The 14,923-nt window shown below is 47.2% G+C and carries 15 protein-coding genes; 7 read left to right on the top strand and 8 right to left on the bottom strand.

Features of this window, described 5'->3' with window-relative positions; all coding sequences use genetic code 11:
- Positions 1-40: 40 nt before the first annotated feature.
- The 3 genes from AM231_RS12515 to AM231_RS12525 form a co-directional block, all read right to left on the bottom strand.
- Positions 41-289, bottom strand: a complete 249-nt coding sequence (locus AM231_RS12515) for a YuzB family protein (RefSeq protein ID WP_053492769.1) — start codon at positions 287-289, stop codon at positions 41-43.
- A gap of 95 nt (positions 290-384) precedes the next feature.
- Positions 385-1,176, bottom strand: a complete 792-nt coding sequence (locus AM231_RS12520; RefSeq protein ID WP_054402888.1) for an SDR family oxidoreductase — start codon at positions 1,174-1,176, stop codon at positions 385-387.
- Between the two features lie 252 nt (positions 1,177-1,428).
- A complete protein-coding gene (locus AM231_RS12525) occupies positions 1,429-2,511 on the bottom strand; it encodes a lactonase family protein (RefSeq protein ID WP_054402889.1) in 1,083 nt (360 codons plus the stop codon).
- Positions 2,512-2,688: 177 nt separating this feature from the next.
- Here AM231_RS12525 and AM231_RS29060 point away from each other — a divergent pair, with 177 nt between their 5' ends.
- Positions 2,689-2,853: a hypothetical protein gene (locus AM231_RS29060; RefSeq protein WP_165593395.1), complete on the top strand. Its 165-nt coding sequence runs from the start codon at positions 2,689-2,691 to the stop codon at positions 2,851-2,853.
- A 75-nt stretch (positions 2,854-2,928) separates the two neighbouring features.
- Here the strand turns inward: AM231_RS29060 and odhB are convergent, their stop codons facing one another.
- The 4 genes from odhB to AM231_RS12545 form a co-directional block, all read right to left on the bottom strand.
- The gene (gene odhB, locus AM231_RS12530; protein WP_054402890.1) at positions 2,929-4,185 is read right to left on the bottom strand and encodes a 2-oxoglutarate dehydrogenase complex dihydrolipoyllysine-residue succinyltransferase; all 1,257 of its coding nucleotides are present in this window, start codon (positions 4,183-4,185) and stop codon (positions 2,929-2,931) included.
- Positions 4,186-4,190: 5 nt separating this feature from the next.
- Positions 4,191-7,067, bottom strand: a complete 2,877-nt coding sequence (locus AM231_RS12535; RefSeq protein WP_054402891.1) for a 2-oxoglutarate dehydrogenase E1 component — start codon at positions 7,065-7,067, stop codon at positions 4,191-4,193.
- A gap of 221 nt (positions 7,068-7,288) precedes the next feature.
- The gene (locus AM231_RS12540) at positions 7,289-8,191 is read right to left on the bottom strand and encodes a DUF72 domain-containing protein (protein ID WP_054403639.1); all 903 of its coding nucleotides are present in this window, start codon (positions 8,189-8,191) and stop codon (positions 7,289-7,291) included.
- Positions 8,192-8,301: 110 nt separating this feature from the next.
- On the bottom strand, positions 8,302-8,817 hold the full coding sequence (locus AM231_RS12545; protein ID WP_054402892.1) for a metallophosphoesterase family protein: 516 nt from the start codon (positions 8,815-8,817) through the stop codon (positions 8,302-8,304).
- A 220-nt stretch (positions 8,818-9,037) separates the two neighbouring features.
- Between AM231_RS12545 and AM231_RS12550 the strand changes: the two genes are divergently transcribed.
- A complete protein-coding gene (locus AM231_RS12550) occupies positions 9,038-9,673 on the top strand; it encodes a LysE family translocator (RefSeq protein WP_053492759.1) in 636 nt (211 codons plus the stop codon).
- Here AM231_RS12550 and AM231_RS12555 read toward each other — a convergent pair.
- Entirely contained in the window at positions 9,670-11,046 is a 1,377-nt protein-coding gene (locus tag AM231_RS12555) for an amino acid permease (RefSeq protein ID WP_054402893.1), read from the bottom strand. The two genes, AM231_RS12550 and AM231_RS12555, sit on opposite strands and share 4 nt — an antisense overlap.
- Before the next feature lie 223 nt (positions 11,047-11,269).
- Here AM231_RS12555 and AM231_RS30225 point away from each other — a divergent pair, with 223 nt between their 5' ends.
- The 5 genes from AM231_RS30225 to AM231_RS12570 are packed head-to-tail and all read left to right on the top strand — an operon-like array spanning position 11,270 to position 14,921.
- On the top strand, positions 11,270-11,800 hold the full coding sequence (locus AM231_RS30225) for a GerAB/ArcD/ProY family transporter (protein ID WP_278044623.1): 531 nt from the start codon (positions 11,270-11,272) through the stop codon (positions 11,798-11,800).
- On the top strand, positions 11,784-12,377 hold the full coding sequence (locus AM231_RS30230; protein ID WP_278044632.1) for a GerAB/ArcD/ProY family transporter: 594 nt from the start codon (positions 11,784-11,786) through the stop codon (positions 12,375-12,377). The genes AM231_RS30225 and AM231_RS30230 overlap by 17 nt, the downstream gene beginning before the upstream one ends.
- Positions 12,374-12,637: a hypothetical protein gene (locus AM231_RS29945; RefSeq protein WP_242615136.1), complete on the top strand. Its 264-nt coding sequence runs from the start codon at positions 12,374-12,376 to the stop codon at positions 12,635-12,637. Before AM231_RS30230 ends, AM231_RS29945 begins: the two co-directional genes overlap by 4 nt.
- Positions 12,550-13,785 carry a spore germination protein gene (locus AM231_RS12565; RefSeq protein WP_242615137.1) on the top strand — a complete coding sequence of 412 codons (1,236 nt, stop codon included), beginning with the start codon at positions 12,550-12,552 and terminating at the stop codon, positions 13,783-13,785. The genes AM231_RS29945 and AM231_RS12565 overlap by 88 nt, the downstream gene beginning before the upstream one ends.
- Complete coding sequence (locus AM231_RS12570; RefSeq protein WP_054402894.1) at positions 13,782-14,921, top strand: Ger(x)C family spore germination protein; 1,140 nt, start codon at positions 13,782-13,784, stop codon at positions 14,919-14,921. Before AM231_RS12565 ends, AM231_RS12570 begins: the two co-directional genes overlap by 4 nt.
- The last annotated feature ends 2 nt before the right edge of the window (positions 14,922-14,923 follow it).

The following is a 14,923-nucleotide window of genomic DNA, read 5'->3' on the forward strand; positions in this document are numbered from 1 at the left end:
TTGCCCTTTTTTATATAGTAGGATGACGTCTCAAGACGCATTAATCATCTTGGAAAACAGACAACTCTTCCTCAATGGCCACTTTGATCTTCTCAACGCATTCCTCCGTCGTTGCCGCGAATACACGTTTGCCATTTACCAATGCATAGGGCCGAAGCTTGCAAAGCCCGCAAAGATTCATGCAATCCGCCCGCAGGACAGCGATTTCGGGATATAATTCCTCAAGATGCTCAAGTTCCAAAGCACTCATCAAGTTGCTGTCGCATATTTCCACAACAACAATCCCCATCCCCATCTCAATCACCACAATTCTATTTGACAATTCGTTCATTCATTATGATGAAAACGACCGATTTTGTCAAATAATCGATCCATTGAGTGAAATTAATGTATGAGGGATTCTGCCCCATCGATATAAATTTCAGTGCCGGTAATATGGGAAGCATCATCCGATGCTAGAAAAGACACCAGCTGGGCTACCTGTGCTGGTTGTCCCGGACCATCCGCCAAAGGCTGGTCGCCTTCCGGATACTCAATCGGAATGGTCACCTCTTCAAGCTCCGGTTTCGCAATGGTGCTTTCATCAATGTTGGTCGCAATGGCACCCGGACAGATCGCATTTACTCGAATTTTATATCGCGCCAGCTCCAAGGCAGCCATCTTCATAAAAGCAACCTGGCCAGCCTTCGTGGTGCTGTACGCGGAGAATCCAAATCCGGTAAACACGCGGTTACCATTAATGGAGCTGGTTATGATAATGCTGCCGCCTTTATCTTTCAAATAAGGAATCGCGTATTTGATTGTTGCAAACGTTCCTCTTAGATTCGTATTGATGGTAGCATCCCACTCATCCAGTTCCATAATCTCTATCGGAGCCTTGGTCCCATTGATCCCTGCGTTGGCAAACACGATATCAATCTTGCCCCACTGCTCGGCTGCTTGACGAAAGCAATCCTTCAGCGACTCTGCTTTGGAGATATCACAGTTGCCCGTTAGTGCTTCACCTCCGCCTTCTTCAATGGTTCGTTTAACTTCTTCCACACGTTCATGATCAATATCGATCAACAGCAGCTTAGCGCCCTGTTCCGCCATAAGAAGGGCTGCGGCCCGGCCGATTCCGGAACCAGCTCCGGTAACGATGGCTACTTTTCCATCCAAACGTTGATTTGTTGACATTGCCACAACCTCCCTGTCTTAATTAATCATGATTATACATACCCTTACGAGCCCTTCTCTGAATCGTATTGGAACCAAACTGCCTAAACTCCTATCAAGACATGGAAGCAGCCTTCAACTCATCCCCCTGCCATATTTGAACTTGCATAAACTAAAAAAATCGTTCCCCACTACATGGCAACCAAATTGCCAAGCAGCTGTGGGAACGATTCTCGTATTTAAAATAGGTAGTTATAAGGTTATCACCCAGGACTAAACTTGAAATACCGCTGGCTTTACACATACTGGCTTGGATTGAGTGACCGTATATCCTGTGAAGGTCAGCTTGCCGTCTTCCGGACTCACGCTAAATAGTACAAGGTTATTCCCGTCTCTGTTAGCAACGACCATGAATTTGCCGCCTAGCATCAATGTAAAATGACGCGGATGGCCACCTTCTGTTGAGATATACTGAATGGGGCTTAAGCAGCCGGTATCTTCATTCACGGAGAATACGACGATGCTATCGTGACCGCGGTTAGAACCGTATACCGTTTTACCATCTTCCGAAACGGCAATTTCAGCACAATAACTCTCTCCTTCAAAATCAGACGGTAATGTCGATACCGTCTCCACTACCTCCAAACGACCTTCATCCTGGATATAACGAAGCACGGTTACACTGGAATTTAGCTCATTGATGACATAAGCGTAAGCTCCGCTGGGATGAAACGCCAAGTGGCGCGGTCCTGCACCCGATTCAAGCTGTGTAAAGCCTTGAAAGTTTAACTTTTGGGTCGTTTCATCTACCGTGTAAGCAAGAATCTTGTCCAGACCTAAATCTTGTACGAATACATACTTTCCATCCGGACTATAGAATGCTGAATGCGCTCTGGACTGCTGATCTTCCCCAACAGGTACAAGATCGGCATGTTTCTTCTCATCCAGCAATTCACCGGCTTGTCCGTCCTTAACGATCGGATGAAGACCTACCAAACCTCCATGATAACTCGAAACGATCAAGTGCTTACTCGCCTCATCACGTTGGATATGGCAAGTAGAACTGCTTACGCTGCGAATACGGCTCTGTTCGGTTAGCTTGCCAGCGACAGGGTCAATGCCAAAGCTGATGATCTCGCCTGTCTTACCACCTTGCTCCGATATTTCGCCAATGGCGTATAAACGCTGGGATTTCGGATCCACGTTTAGAAACGTCGGATTCTTAATGCCAGACACTTGATCAAGCAATTTCATTTCGCCGCTGTTCTCGTTAAATTCATACACGCATACACCGCTTTCGTCACGTTCTGCATAGGCGCCTGTAAACAGCAATGTACGCTTGGAAGGATTCGTCATAATGCTCATATTCTCCTCTCGTAGATCCATAATGCAATGATATATGTAAGATGGTTACCACCAGTTCCATGTTAACTTTAACCTTCATGAAAATCAAATGACTTAAGGGATGGTGCCTGTTTTTCTTTTGTCTTATCGGGTATGTATTCTATATACTCAATTGAAGGAGGTATTCCCATGACACAACCCAGTGGCGATGAAGTACGCAATCACCAGAATTCGGAGAACAACTCAGAGGAACAACAAGACAAGGTGAATAAACATCAGGATGTGGAGCCTCAGGCCGAGAATTGGAATCCTCGGGATCTTCCAGATCCAAACGATAAACAATCCAAATCATAATTTCAGGTATATGAAAGAAGGCCGCATGGTTATAACCATGCGGCCTTCTTATTTAAACATATCTCTGCGCTGAAATTAACCTTCTAGCAGCAGGGACTCTGGATCTTCCAGAAGCTCTTTCACGGTAACCAGGAAGCGAACAGCTTCAGATCCGTCAACGATCCGGTGGTCATAAGACAAAGCGATGTACATCATCGGACGATTCTCCATACGCTCAGCATCAATCGCTACCGGGCGAAGCTGGATCTTGTGCATGCCGAGAATACCCACCTGCGGAGTATTCAAGATCGGCGTGGACAGCAGGGAGCCGAAGACGCCACCATTCGTAATTGTAAAGGTACCTCCTTGCAGTTCTGATAATGACAGAGCATTATCACGAGCTTTAGCCGCAAGAGCACCAATTTCCTTCTCAATCTCAGCAAAGCCGAGACGATCAGCATCACGAACGACAGGAACGACAAGTCCTTCTTTAGCTGAAACAGCGATACCAATATCATAAAACTTCTTCACGACAATATCGTCGCCATCAATTTCAGCGTTGAGGTGAGGGAATCTCTTCAATGCCCCTACAACAGCTTTGGTGAAGAATGACATAAATCCGAGGCCTACATCATGCTTCTCCTGGAATGCTTGTTTACGACGCTTGCGCACATCCAGAATTGCTGTCATATCCACTTCATTGAATGTTGTCAGCATGGCAGCCGTGTGCTGAGCCTCAACCAAACGATTCGCAATCGTTTGACGACGGCGGGACATCCGGGTACGCTCTACCGGTTTGCCGTACTCTGCAGCTGGTGCAGGTGCAGAAGCCGCTGGCTTGCTTGCAGCAGGTTGTTTGGCTTCATTGTGATTCTTCACATCATCATGGTAAATCCGACCGATCGGGTCGCGACCCTGTACCTGGTCCAGATCAATCCCGCGTTCACGAGCCAGTTTGCGTGCGGATGGCGATGCGGTCAGACCGGATCCTTCCTCGTTCTGGGATGGTGCCGGAGCTTGCGGCTTCGGTGCTTCCGCAACCGGTGCTGGGGCAGCCTCCGCCGTAGCGGATGCAGGAGCTTCAGCTGCCTTCGGTGCCGGTGCTTTTGCAACACCTTCCTGTGGAGAAATTTGACCGATCACTTCACCGATCGTTACATTATCGCCTTCTTGACGAAGGATTTTTTCCACAACGCCTTCGGACTCTGCGCTAATTTCCAGATTAACCTTATCCGTTTCTAACTCGAGCAGCACATCACCGATGTTAACGCTATCCCCTTCTTTAACATGCCATTTGAATATCGTTCCTTCGGTGATGGATTCGCCCATAGCTGGTACAGTAATTTCGCTCACAGCCGCTACCTCCCCAATGAGATCTGTTGATTTATAGTTTTACGATTAAGGGCAAAAGAAATGATGGTCTGTTGCTCATAGGCATGAACATCCTGATAACCGCTAGCAGGGCTTGAGCGCTCAGGACGTCCGCTGTAACGGACCTCTGTGCCTTTAGGTGCAATTTCACGAATTCTTGGTTCCATATAGCTCCAGCTGCCCATGTTTTGAGGCTCTTCCTGAACCCAGAGAATCTCTTTGAGGTTCGGGAATTTCTGCATTACACGGGAAATTTCTTCTTTAGGGAAAGGATACAGCTGTTCCACCCGAAGAATATGCAGCCAGGATTGATCAGGGTCATCCTGTTTAGCCAACGCTTCTTCCAAATCGATGGCAATTTTTCCAGAGCACAGAACAAGACGCTCCACCTTCTTCGGTGATTTGCCAAGGCCCGGCTGTTCCAACACTTTCTGGAAGCCTCCCTCACTAAATGCATTCACCGGCGATGCTACCCGCGGATTACGGATCAAACTCTTCGGAGCCATAATGACCAGTGGACGAGCATCTTCGGTTTCCGTAGAAGCGGCCTGCTTACGCAGCAGGTGGAAGTACTGGGCTGCAGAAGTCAGATTCGCCACGGTCCAGTTATCTTCTCCGCTGAGCTGGAGGAAGCGTTCCAATCTTGCACTGGAGTGCTCCGGTCCGTTTCCTTCATAGCCGTGAGGAAGCAGCATAACCATGCTGGACTTCTGTCTCCACTTCGAACGACCCGCTGAGATGAACTGGTCAATAATAACCTGAGCACAGTTAACAAAGTCGCCGTACTGCGCTTCCCAGATAACCAAGGTTTCAGGAGAATACACATTGTAGCCATATTCAAAACCAACAACAGCAGCTTCCGTCAACGGGCTGTTATGGATTGCAAACGAAGCTTTCGCTTGAGGCAACCGGTGCAGCGGACAGAAGGTATCTCCATTAACCGAATCATGAAGCACAAGGTTACGATGCGCAAAAGTAGCACGCTCGGCATCCTGTCCAGTAATCCGGATTGGTTTGCCGTCAGCAAGAATCGTAGCGAAAGCCAGGGTTTCTGCATGACCCCAATCGACCTTTTCGCCCTCGTCAAGCGAGTTGCTGCGACGCTCCAGAATACGTTTAAGCTTCGGATATACGGTAAAGCCGTCCGGCCACTGCAGAAGCTCGCGATTGATTCCGCGCAGTACCTCAGCAGATACGTTCGTAGCTGCTTCCGTCTTCGGCTTACTGTCAGCCGGGCTCAGTCCAAGCAGGATCTGATCAACAGGATCCTTCGCTTTTACACTCTCGTAACAATTCTTCAGAACGTCGACAATATCATTCTTCAAACCATCCACTTGCTCTTGGGTCAAATAACCACCATCTACCAGTTTCTTCATATAAATAGTACTTACGGTAGGGTGATTCTTCACCTTTTGATAAATCAGCGGCTGGGTTGTTTCCGGATCATCTGTCTCATTGTGGCCATATTTACGGTAGCCGACAAGGTCAATGAGAATGCTCTTCTTAAACTTGTTACGATAATCACTGGCAAGGCGGGCAGCAGCGATACATGCTTCCGGATCATCCGCATTGACATGAATGATTGGAATTTCGTACCCTTTTGCCAAGTCACTTGCATAATGAGTGGATCTGGAATCCTTGCCTTCGGTCGTAAATCCGATGCGGTTATTCACAATAATGTGAATCGATCCACCCGTACGGAATGCCGGCAATTTATTGAAGTTCAGGGTCTCCGGTACAATCCCTTCACCAGGGAAAGCGGAATCACCATGAATCTGTATGCTCAGAGCTTTGCTCACATCCTGCTTCGGATAACCCGCTTTACTGCGATCCTCCTGAGCAGCACGTGCAAATCCCTCCACCACTGGATTAACGTATTCCAGATGACTCGGGTTATTCGCAAGTGTAATTCGCATCTCGCGCGCTTCATCATTCTTCAAATAACGATCCGCGCCCAGGTGGTACTTCACATCACCCGTCCAGCCATAGTTAATACCCATAGAGCCTTCGGATGGCACCAGATGTTTATTCGGGGAATGCATGAACTCCGAGAAAATCTTGCTGTAATCCTTGCCCAAAACATGAGCCAGGACATTCAAACGGCCCCGGTGAGCCATGCCCACCAGAATGGAATTAACATCCGCTTCGGCCATTTCCCGCACAATTTGATCAAGCAGCGGTACTAGCGCTTCATTGCCCTCTACGGAGAAGCGTTTGGCTCCTACGAAGGTACGATGAAGGAATTCCTCGAATTGTTCAGCTTCAAGCAGCTTCTTCAGAAGCCCTCTGCGCTCGGCCACACTCATCTCGGACATATAATGTCCAGATTCGGCTTGCTGGTTAAGCCATTTGCGTTCTTCTTCATCATGCACATGGCTGAATTCATAGGCAATGGTGCCTGTATATAGTTGTAACAGCCGCTGGATTGCCTCAAAGCCATTCTTGACATCGTCAGGAGCCTCCTCCCAGACGATCTCCGCAGGCAGTGCTGCCAAATCCGCTTGGCTGAGTTGGTAGCTTTCTGGTTGAAGCAGACTTGTGTCAGCTTCATTTCCAATCCCAATCGGATCGATGTCGGCGGCCAGATGACCGTATGTTCGGATGTTCCACACCAGTTTGCCGGCAGCTACCCCTTTTTTCAATAATTGCGGGTCATAGCTAAAACCTTGTCCCTGCGAATCCGCTTTCTTTTCATTGTTTTCCAAAGATGGAGGCGGTCCCCAGCTGGCGAACAGCTCACGGTATCCCGGTTCCACGGATTGTGGGTCTTGCAAAAACTTCTCATACTGATCTTGAATGTAGCCCAAGTTTGGACCATAGTACTTCTGCCAGGGTCCCTCTGTCATTCTGTCAAGGGTCTTCATCGCTGACTCCCTCCGTCAGATTATTTTGATAGTTCAAGGACGGAATTTCTCATTTTACATGAATTAAATGTTTTCTTACAATTACATTATAATACACTTGGCCTTAATACCGAAAATACCCTTTATATATAATATTGATCTCAGAAACAGATGAATTTGCGTCAATTTTTTGACGATTTGCTCGATTATCAACCAGTAAACTGTATAAATTCCATTTAAAGTTATTTGTTTCCTATTATATCCTCACTCAGCAAGTCCATCTGCCTCAATGGCTCCGGCCCGCTATCCATTCCCATGAGCTGAAGAAGCTGTTTCGCATTGTCGGAAGCGTCACCACCCGAGTTGTTGTTGAAAATAATCCAGCACTGCTTCGAGTGTTCCAGCAACTGCTCGATCCGTTCCTTCCATTGTTCCAATTCCTCCGTACTGTAACGGTACAAATATCGCACCTCTCGCCAATTGGGCTGACCGCTGGAATGCCACCCTTCGGTATTTCGCCCATGCATACGGATCATTACGGCATCGGTGCCCGAAGTTTCAAGAACGGCAGGCACGGAGCCAATCCCTGCTTGGGGTTCGTCAGCTATGCTGTGAATCCAGCCCTCATTACGCATAAGTTCCATAGTTTTCTCCCGGAATTCAGGAGCATACCAGCTCTGATGGCGAAATTCCAGGGCGATTGGCACATCCTTCATCCACTCTCGTGTGCGCTTGAGGATGTCCACATGCTTACGCTCGCATCCAAACCATGGCGGATATTGAAATAACACTGTTCTTAATTTGCCGGCACTCTGCAGTTCCTCAATAGATTCAAGCATGTGATCAAACATCGCCTTGATGCTTGGATATCGATCCTTGTCCTTCCCTCGCGCATGACCAGTCATACCCTGATAAGCTTTTACGATAAAACCGAAATGCTCCGGCACAACGGAGGCCCACTTCTTCATCTGTCCGGGCGAAGGTATTGCATAGAATGAGTTATCCATCTCCACAATCGGAAAGTGCCTGCTGTACATTGCCAGCTTATCGGACGCTTTGGTGCCCTCATCATACAATTTGTCGTGATCTCCCCACCCCGATACACCTACTTGAATATGCTGTTCGAGCTGTTCCTTCTTTGACATAACAATCCTCTCATCGACAAGATTTTTCATCCTTGAAACTTCTATTCATTAACCTCATTCGGTCATTTTTAAAAGCAAGCATCATGTGGGTTATTCTACCAGGATAGCTATTACTTCTGATCGAAAAAGACATGCTTCGCTTCCAAGCTGCCGTCCTGGATGTAGATTCTTCCATAAGAATACTCCGGCTGTCGTCTTTTGTCCGTAGCAGAGCCGGGATTAAACAGCAGCACCCCTTCTACCCATTCTATAAAAGGTATATGGGAGTGGCCGAATAAGATACAATCGACTTCCGTATCGGTAAATGCTTTCCTTGCGCGTATTGGCGTCGTTCGGCCCTGGCCAACGTGTCCATGCACGATACCGATTCGCTTTCCCTCGATATCCAGCAGCTTTTTGTAACCGAGCCGTTCCACGATTCGATCGTCATCCACATTCCCTGCCACCCCGTCCACTGGAGCATATTGGCTAAGCTGCTCATACAGCTCCCAATTGGACCAGTCACCCGCATGAAGAACCAGCTCTGACTGCTTTAAATCGGCGAGCAGTGCTGCAGGAAGCGCCTTCGCTTTTCTTGGCATATGCGTATCTGACAACACGGTAATGCGATAAGGATGATCTATCATGTTTCGCCCCCTTTTTTATAGACATATCAGCCTTACAGACAAATCCTCTCTATCGTATCAAAGATATGAACACAATCAAAGCCGCGGGAGTGGGCTCGCGCGGCTTTGATAACTAATTCTTATTTTTTCCTGGTTTTAGTTTGCCATGCTGCTGAATACAATGTACAAGCATTGAAGTACAAGCATCCTTATTCATGTCAGTGTAACGAGAGGTGGAATAATGAGTATTTTTATAAGCTACATGATCTTGGGCCTTTCTTTGTCTGCCCCCGTAGGTCCAGTCAATGCGGCGCAGCTGGATAAAGGGATAAAAAAAGGGTTCTGGCATGCCTGGTTATTCGGCATCGGTGCAGTTTTGGCCGATATCTTGTATATGGTCCTCGTCTATCTGGGGGTCGTTCACTTCCTGAACACACCGTTTATGCAGACTTTTCTATGGTTGTTTGGCGCCTTTGTACTTATCTATTCGGGACTGGAAAGCATTCTTAATGCCAACAAAGTAACCATCAGTCAAGCAAGTAATGAAGATACGCTATGGAAGAGCATGCTCTCCGGTTTTTTGATGTCCGTGTCCAATCCCATGACCATTCTGTTCTGGCTCGGTATTTACGGTTCGATCCTCGTAAAAACAGCTGCTGACAACGGTTCGGGACAATTGTTTCTCTACAGTGTGGCTGTCATTACGGGTGTCGTAGTCTGGGATTTGTTCATGGCTGCGCTTGGCAGCATATTTCGCCGCTATTTAAGCAATAAAGCTCTTTCCCTTATCTCCATACTATCCGGATTTTCCTTGATCGTCTTTGGCGTTTATTTCGGAATTCGGGCTATAACCCTATTGTATCCTCTCTTGTACTAGCGTGCAGGCTTGGGACGAAGCTTAGGCTTGTCCAGTTTGGCCGCTTCGCCTTGCTCGGATTTCTTCCATACGGAGCGCATGCACAGTACAACAATACTGATTAACACAATAAAACCAAGACTGATCCATAGCCCTGGACGACTTGTAGCATGAAGTGCGGTGCCGCTGACGGCTGCAGCGATCAATAGCATTCCGATATATCTTTTGATCTTGCCCCATGTGGTAAGCTCCATTAACCGACCTGCCGTTACCAGGATAAAGAACCAGTTATACAGCAGCATCAATCCTGCAGCCGTCGTTAAATACTCATATATCTTGCCTGGCATAAGCAAAGATAGCACAATGGACAGGATCAATCCGGCGGCTGTCAGGGAAAGTGCATATAAGGGAGTCTTCCGTTTAAACATTTTTCGGGAAAATAGGCGGGGTGCATCCCGATCTTCCGATAATGTAACCAGCATCGTAGTCACGGCATACAGCGAGGCGACCATGGTGGAGAAACCGCCAATAATCAATACAGCATTGAATATATGGGGAATAAACGGCAGCTTATAGGAGCTAAGCGCCACCACAAAGGGACTCTTGGACTTGGAGAATTGGTTCCACGCTACCATCATCACTGCCATACCAATCGAGAGGACGTATACGAAAGATAACAGCAGTATCATCACCTTCCCCGACTTAGGCGCTTCTCTAGGGTTCTTCAGCCGCACGGCCATGACTCCCATGACCTCAATACCGCCGAACGCATAAAAGGCAAAAATCAAAGAAGACCAAGCGCCCATTGCACCCGCTGGAAAAAAAGCGTTCATGCTGCTGGGCACATGCGGTTTTGTACCGCCTTTAAGCAACCCCATCCATGCAGCGGCTGCAATAACGAGAAACATGAAAATCGCCGCGACCTTGATAACAGCCAGCACATTCTCCAGCCGATCAAATCCCTTGTTCCCAATCCATATCACAAACAGCCCCAGGACGGCATATCCGGACGCAAAGATCCACATCGGAATACCCGGAAACCAAAAACGGGAAAAAATCGCGAGTGCCGTCATCTGACTTCCCATAATCAGCACTTCGGAACACCAGTACATCCACCCTGTGGAGAAGCCGGCCCAGCGGCCATAGGCTTGCTTGGCGTAGGTTCGGAAGGAGCCCTTCTGCGGATCTTCCGCCGTCATTCTTGCCAGCACATCAAACACGAAGTAAGTGGCTGTTGCTGCCAATATAATAGAAAGAAGAAAAGCCGGTCCTCCCATTCGAATACCGAGCGCCGATCCGAGAAAATAACCCGTACCTATCGTGGACGCCACTCCCAGCAGTGATAACTGCCACCATCGTAAATCCCCTGCTTTTGTTCTCGCCCCTTTACTCATGATCCGATCCTCCACATCTATGATTGTGCCTTTACAGCCTCTAACTATTATGTAGAGATCCTTCATGCTTTATGTACACAGAACGACAATGATCCATCTTTTTCCATTCATCTCCACTCCAAAATGTGAAATAAAGCGCATAAGAGACCTGTACTTGTGTTTTCTCGCATATTTTGGCTGACCCTCGAGAACGATAAACAAAAGAGAGCAGGAGGGGCACAGGATGGCAGGATCACGAAATATTCCTATGAATCAGTTATTTATGATTATGATGCTGACGGCCGGTTTGACCAACCATGTCATGATCATTCCTGTTCTCGTGGAAAAGTCTGGGCGGGATTCATGGATTACGATTATTTTGTCTGCTTTTTTATTCCTGCCCATGATTGTACTCACATATGGAATTATTCATAAGATGGGTAATCGCACGATTACACAGGCACTGGAGGAAAGCAGCGGCAAATGGGCACGGCTATTGATCGTTAGCATGTTTGGCCTTTATTTCTTCATGTTTGCCTTCTATACCTTGAAGGAAGTCATTGATTGGACCAAGTCCACCTATATGATCCAGACTCCTATCATCGCCACCACCTTTCTGCTTATCATCTTATGTTATATCACAGTGAACCACGGCATGAAGACGATCGGCATATCTGCCGGTATCCTGCTCCCTATAGTCGTTTTACTTGGTATTTTCGTATCCCTTGCGAATCAAAGAAAACAAAAATTACAGTTATTTGCTGCCTGTTCTTGAGGATGGGTTCCTTCCTGTTCTGAGCGGGCTTCCCGTTATGTTTGGAGGGCTGTCCCAATGCGTTTTCTTACTGTTTCTTCGCCCCCACCTGCAGAAAAAACCTCGTTTTGGCGTGATCCTACTCATGCATGCTGCCTTTATATTTCTGACTTTTGGGCCTACGATTGGCGGCTTAACCGAATTTGGATCTGATGAAATGCAGCTGCAGCGATATCCAGCTTATGAACAATGGCGGCTTGTGAAGATGGGCAAATTCGTGGAGCATGTCGATTTTTTATCTATTTTTCAGTGGCTTAGCGGAGCCTATATTTCGATCTCTGTCTCCATCTATCTACTCATAGAGAACCTGTTTCCCACAACGAAGCAAAAGGCCGGCGTATTGACGGTATCTACATTACTTGTCATATTGTGTGTTTCTCCCATCAGCAATCTCAAAATGTATTATGCGATAGCAGATTACTTTCTTCCCTTATCCGCTGTTTATATTACAATGTTAAGCCTATTGATGTTCCTCCTGATCCGCAAAACACCCAAAGAGGACCATTCCAGCACTAGGAAAGGAGAATCGGAACTATGAACATGACAGAGCAGCAGCTTCAAGAGCGTTATGGCGATTCTGATGACATCCGCATCTCGACCTACCCGGGAAAAGATAGTACAGGCATGCCCTGGGCTATACTCATATACAGCCCGAAGATGTCCGATTCCGATCTGATGTCAGAAGTCTTTGTGCCTGCACTTCTTAAGGAGTGGCAGCTCGCAAACATGCAAGAGCATCCATCCGTCCGACCAGACTTGTTTACGAGCTCACACTGGAAGCATCGGATGCCAACGTAGAGTCAGTTGATGAGATTGTGTATGGTGGCTATGTCGCTCTTTATTTCCCGCAGTTCGATTTATTATATTCCTATAATACCTGTAAAAACACCGGCCGATCACCCGAAGAAAGCGCCTCCGAAATATCGATCAAGGGACCTCGGGATGGCTTTGTTGAGGATCTAGATGTGAATGTGGGACTCATACGCACACGCCTCAAATCCCCAAACCTGGTCTTTTCTTCATTCAAGCTTGGCGACAAGAGCAAAACCTCAGTTGGCATAATGTACCTAAAAGACAAAGTGATTACAGAAGCCGTAGAAACCGTTATCGGTAAATTGAATGAGTATACCGGGGACCCACCTGTAGGCATCGGAGAACTGGTCGAGATCCTATCTCCTTACCGATTTACCATCCTTCCGATGTTTGATTACACAGGCAGAACCGATCTTGCTTATGATTCATTGACTCGCGGCCGATTAATCATCCTGATGCAGGGATGCCCCGTTGTGTTGATTGCACCCGCCAGTTTTATGCAGCTGCTGTTTGCCGCCGAAGATCCCCAGATGCCTTTTTATTTCGTATTTCCATGGAGGATACTCAGACTGATCGGTTTCCTGATATCCATCCTGCTTCCGGGGTTTTATATTACGCTTGTATCATTTCATCAAGATCAGATTCCATTCCCGCTGCTGGCGACTGTTGCCAATACCCGTTTAGGAATGCCTATACCTACCGGTATTGAGATGCTGGTCATCCTGTTTTTGCTCACTCTGCTGCGGGAAGCCGGAATGCAGATGCCTTCTCCCATTGCTTCCACGATTACGGTTGTATCCGGGATCATTATTGGTGATGCTGCGATTCGAGGTGGTTTTTTCTCACCGACGATGACGGTCATCGGCGCACTTTCCTTTGTTGCCGGTTCCACTCATTCTAATCAGGATTTTGTGGTCACCCAAACGATACTGCGGTTTTTTGTTCTCGCTTTATCCTCGATATTCGGTCTGTTCGGCTTTTTCATTGCCATCTTCATGATGGTTCAATATGCCGCTAACCATAAGCCCTATGGCCAGCCTTTTCTTGCTCCATTTTCTCCGTTTTCCTTATCCAGAATTATTCGCAATCTCATGCGATATCCTGGAAAAAGGAAAAAAGGCGGCGCATTATGAAACGGACCCTGGTAATGTTATGCTTCATATCCCTCTTGCTCACTGGCTGCTGGGATAACAAAGAAGTGCAGGATATCAACTATATTACGGCGCTTGGCGTCGATTACAAGGATGGGCAATACATCGTATACGTCCAAATGCTGGATTTTGCTACGGCTGCCAAGCAACAGGACAGTAAGCAGACAGATCAGGCACCGATCTGGGTAGGCCGAGGGAAAGGATCTACGCTGGCTGGTGCTCTAATCGATTTGTACACAACGAATCAGCAGCGAATGTCGTGGGGACATGTTACCGCATTAGTCTTATCGGAAGCCGTGCTCGATCCCGAGCGTTTATCTCAGGTATTTGACCTGACGAATCGTTCGCAGGAAATACGGTATACCAAATGGATATATGGCACTAAGGACAATATGGAGGATTTGTTCTCGGTATCGCCATTTTTCCAGTTATCTCCACTTCATTCCCTGCTTCATGAACCTAAAGAAAGCTATGCTCAGTTCTCGTTCATTCGTCCGATACAGTTCGTCAATTTCATTCGGCAGTATCGTGAAAAAGCCGCCACCGTGGTATTGCCCTCTCTTCATATTACGAATCAAAACTGGTCAGAGAATTTGAAGCAGCACCCGATCCTTGAAGTTAACGGCGGGTTTCTTATCAAGCACAAGAAGCTTATGGGGTGGCTGAGCCGGTCAGACTTGTTAGGTCTTCGCTGGTTAGCCACTCAGGCAACCAGTGCTTCTATTGTCGTACAATCCGACGAAGGTGTTGCCGGAAGCATACGTTTGGGAGACCCTCAGTCCTCGATTGATGTTATCCATAAAGGGGAGGAAGTCTCTTATCAAATTCATCTCAAAGCAACTGGCACGGTACAAACTATGTATAGTCAAGTCAGCATCCAGGAAATGAAGCGATTAACCGAAAAGGCTCTACAGAAAGAAATGTTTAACACGTTTTTGAAAGCAGCCTCCTTAAATGCGGACCCTTACGGACTATCTCTTCAACTGTATCGAACCCATCCAAATCTATGGAGAAATCTGGCGGAACAAAAAGAAGAGATCAATGACGAAACGCCGCTTAAGCTTAACATCGACGTGAACCTCCGATATTGGGGGCAGCGCAAAAATTTGAATCGATAAAT

The organism is Paenibacillus solani (assembly GCF_001277345.1).
Classification (GTDB): domain Bacteria; phylum Bacillota; class Bacilli; order Paenibacillales; family Paenibacillaceae; genus Paenibacillus_AQ; species Paenibacillus_AQ solani.

What these genes read in the sequence shown, in the direction of transcription:
- AM231_RS12520 (WP_054402888.1), bottom strand. Translation starts at nt 1,176, where the DNA reads ATGTCAACAAATCAACGTTTGGATGGAAAAGTAGCCATCGTTACCGGA.
- AM231_RS30225 (WP_278044623.1), top strand. Translation starts at nt 11,270, where the DNA reads ATGGCAGGATCACGAAATATTCCTATGAATCAGTTATTTATGATTATG.
- AM231_RS29060 (WP_165593395.1), top strand. Translation starts at nt 2,689, where the DNA reads ATGACACAACCCAGTGGCGATGAAGTACGCAATCACCAGAATTCGGAG.
- AM231_RS12535 (WP_054402891.1), bottom strand. Translation starts at nt 7,067, where the DNA reads ATGAAGACCCTTGACAGAATGACAGAGGGACCCTGGCAGAAGTACTAT.
- AM231_RS12540 (WP_054403639.1), bottom strand. Translation starts at nt 8,191, where the DNA reads ATGTCAAAGAAGGAACAGCTCGAACAGCATATTCAAGTAGGTGTATCG.
- AM231_RS12525 (WP_054402889.1), bottom strand. Translation starts at nt 2,511, where the DNA reads ATGACGAATCCTTCCAAGCGTACATTGCTGTTTACAGGCGCCTATGCA.
- AM231_RS12515 (WP_053492769.1), bottom strand. Translation starts at nt 289, where the DNA reads ATGGGGATTGTTGTTGTGGAAATATGCGACAGCAACTTGATGAGTGCT.
- AM231_RS12570 (WP_054402894.1), top strand. Translation starts at nt 13,782, where the DNA reads ATGAAACGGACCCTGGTAATGTTATGCTTCATATCCCTCTTGCTCACT.
- AM231_RS29945 (WP_242615136.1), top strand. Translation starts at nt 12,374, where the DNA reads ATGAACATGACAGAGCAGCAGCTTCAAGAGCGTTATGGCGATTCTGAT.
- AM231_RS12550 (WP_053492759.1), top strand. Translation starts at nt 9,038, where the DNA reads ATGAGTATTTTTATAAGCTACATGATCTTGGGCCTTTCTTTGTCTGCC.
- AM231_RS12555 (WP_054402893.1), bottom strand. Translation starts at nt 11,046, where the DNA reads ATGAGTAAAGGGGCGAGAACAAAAGCAGGGGATTTACGATGGTGGCAG.
- AM231_RS12545 (WP_054402892.1), bottom strand. Translation starts at nt 8,817, where the DNA reads ATGATAGATCATCCTTATCGCATTACCGTGTTGTCAGATACGCATATG.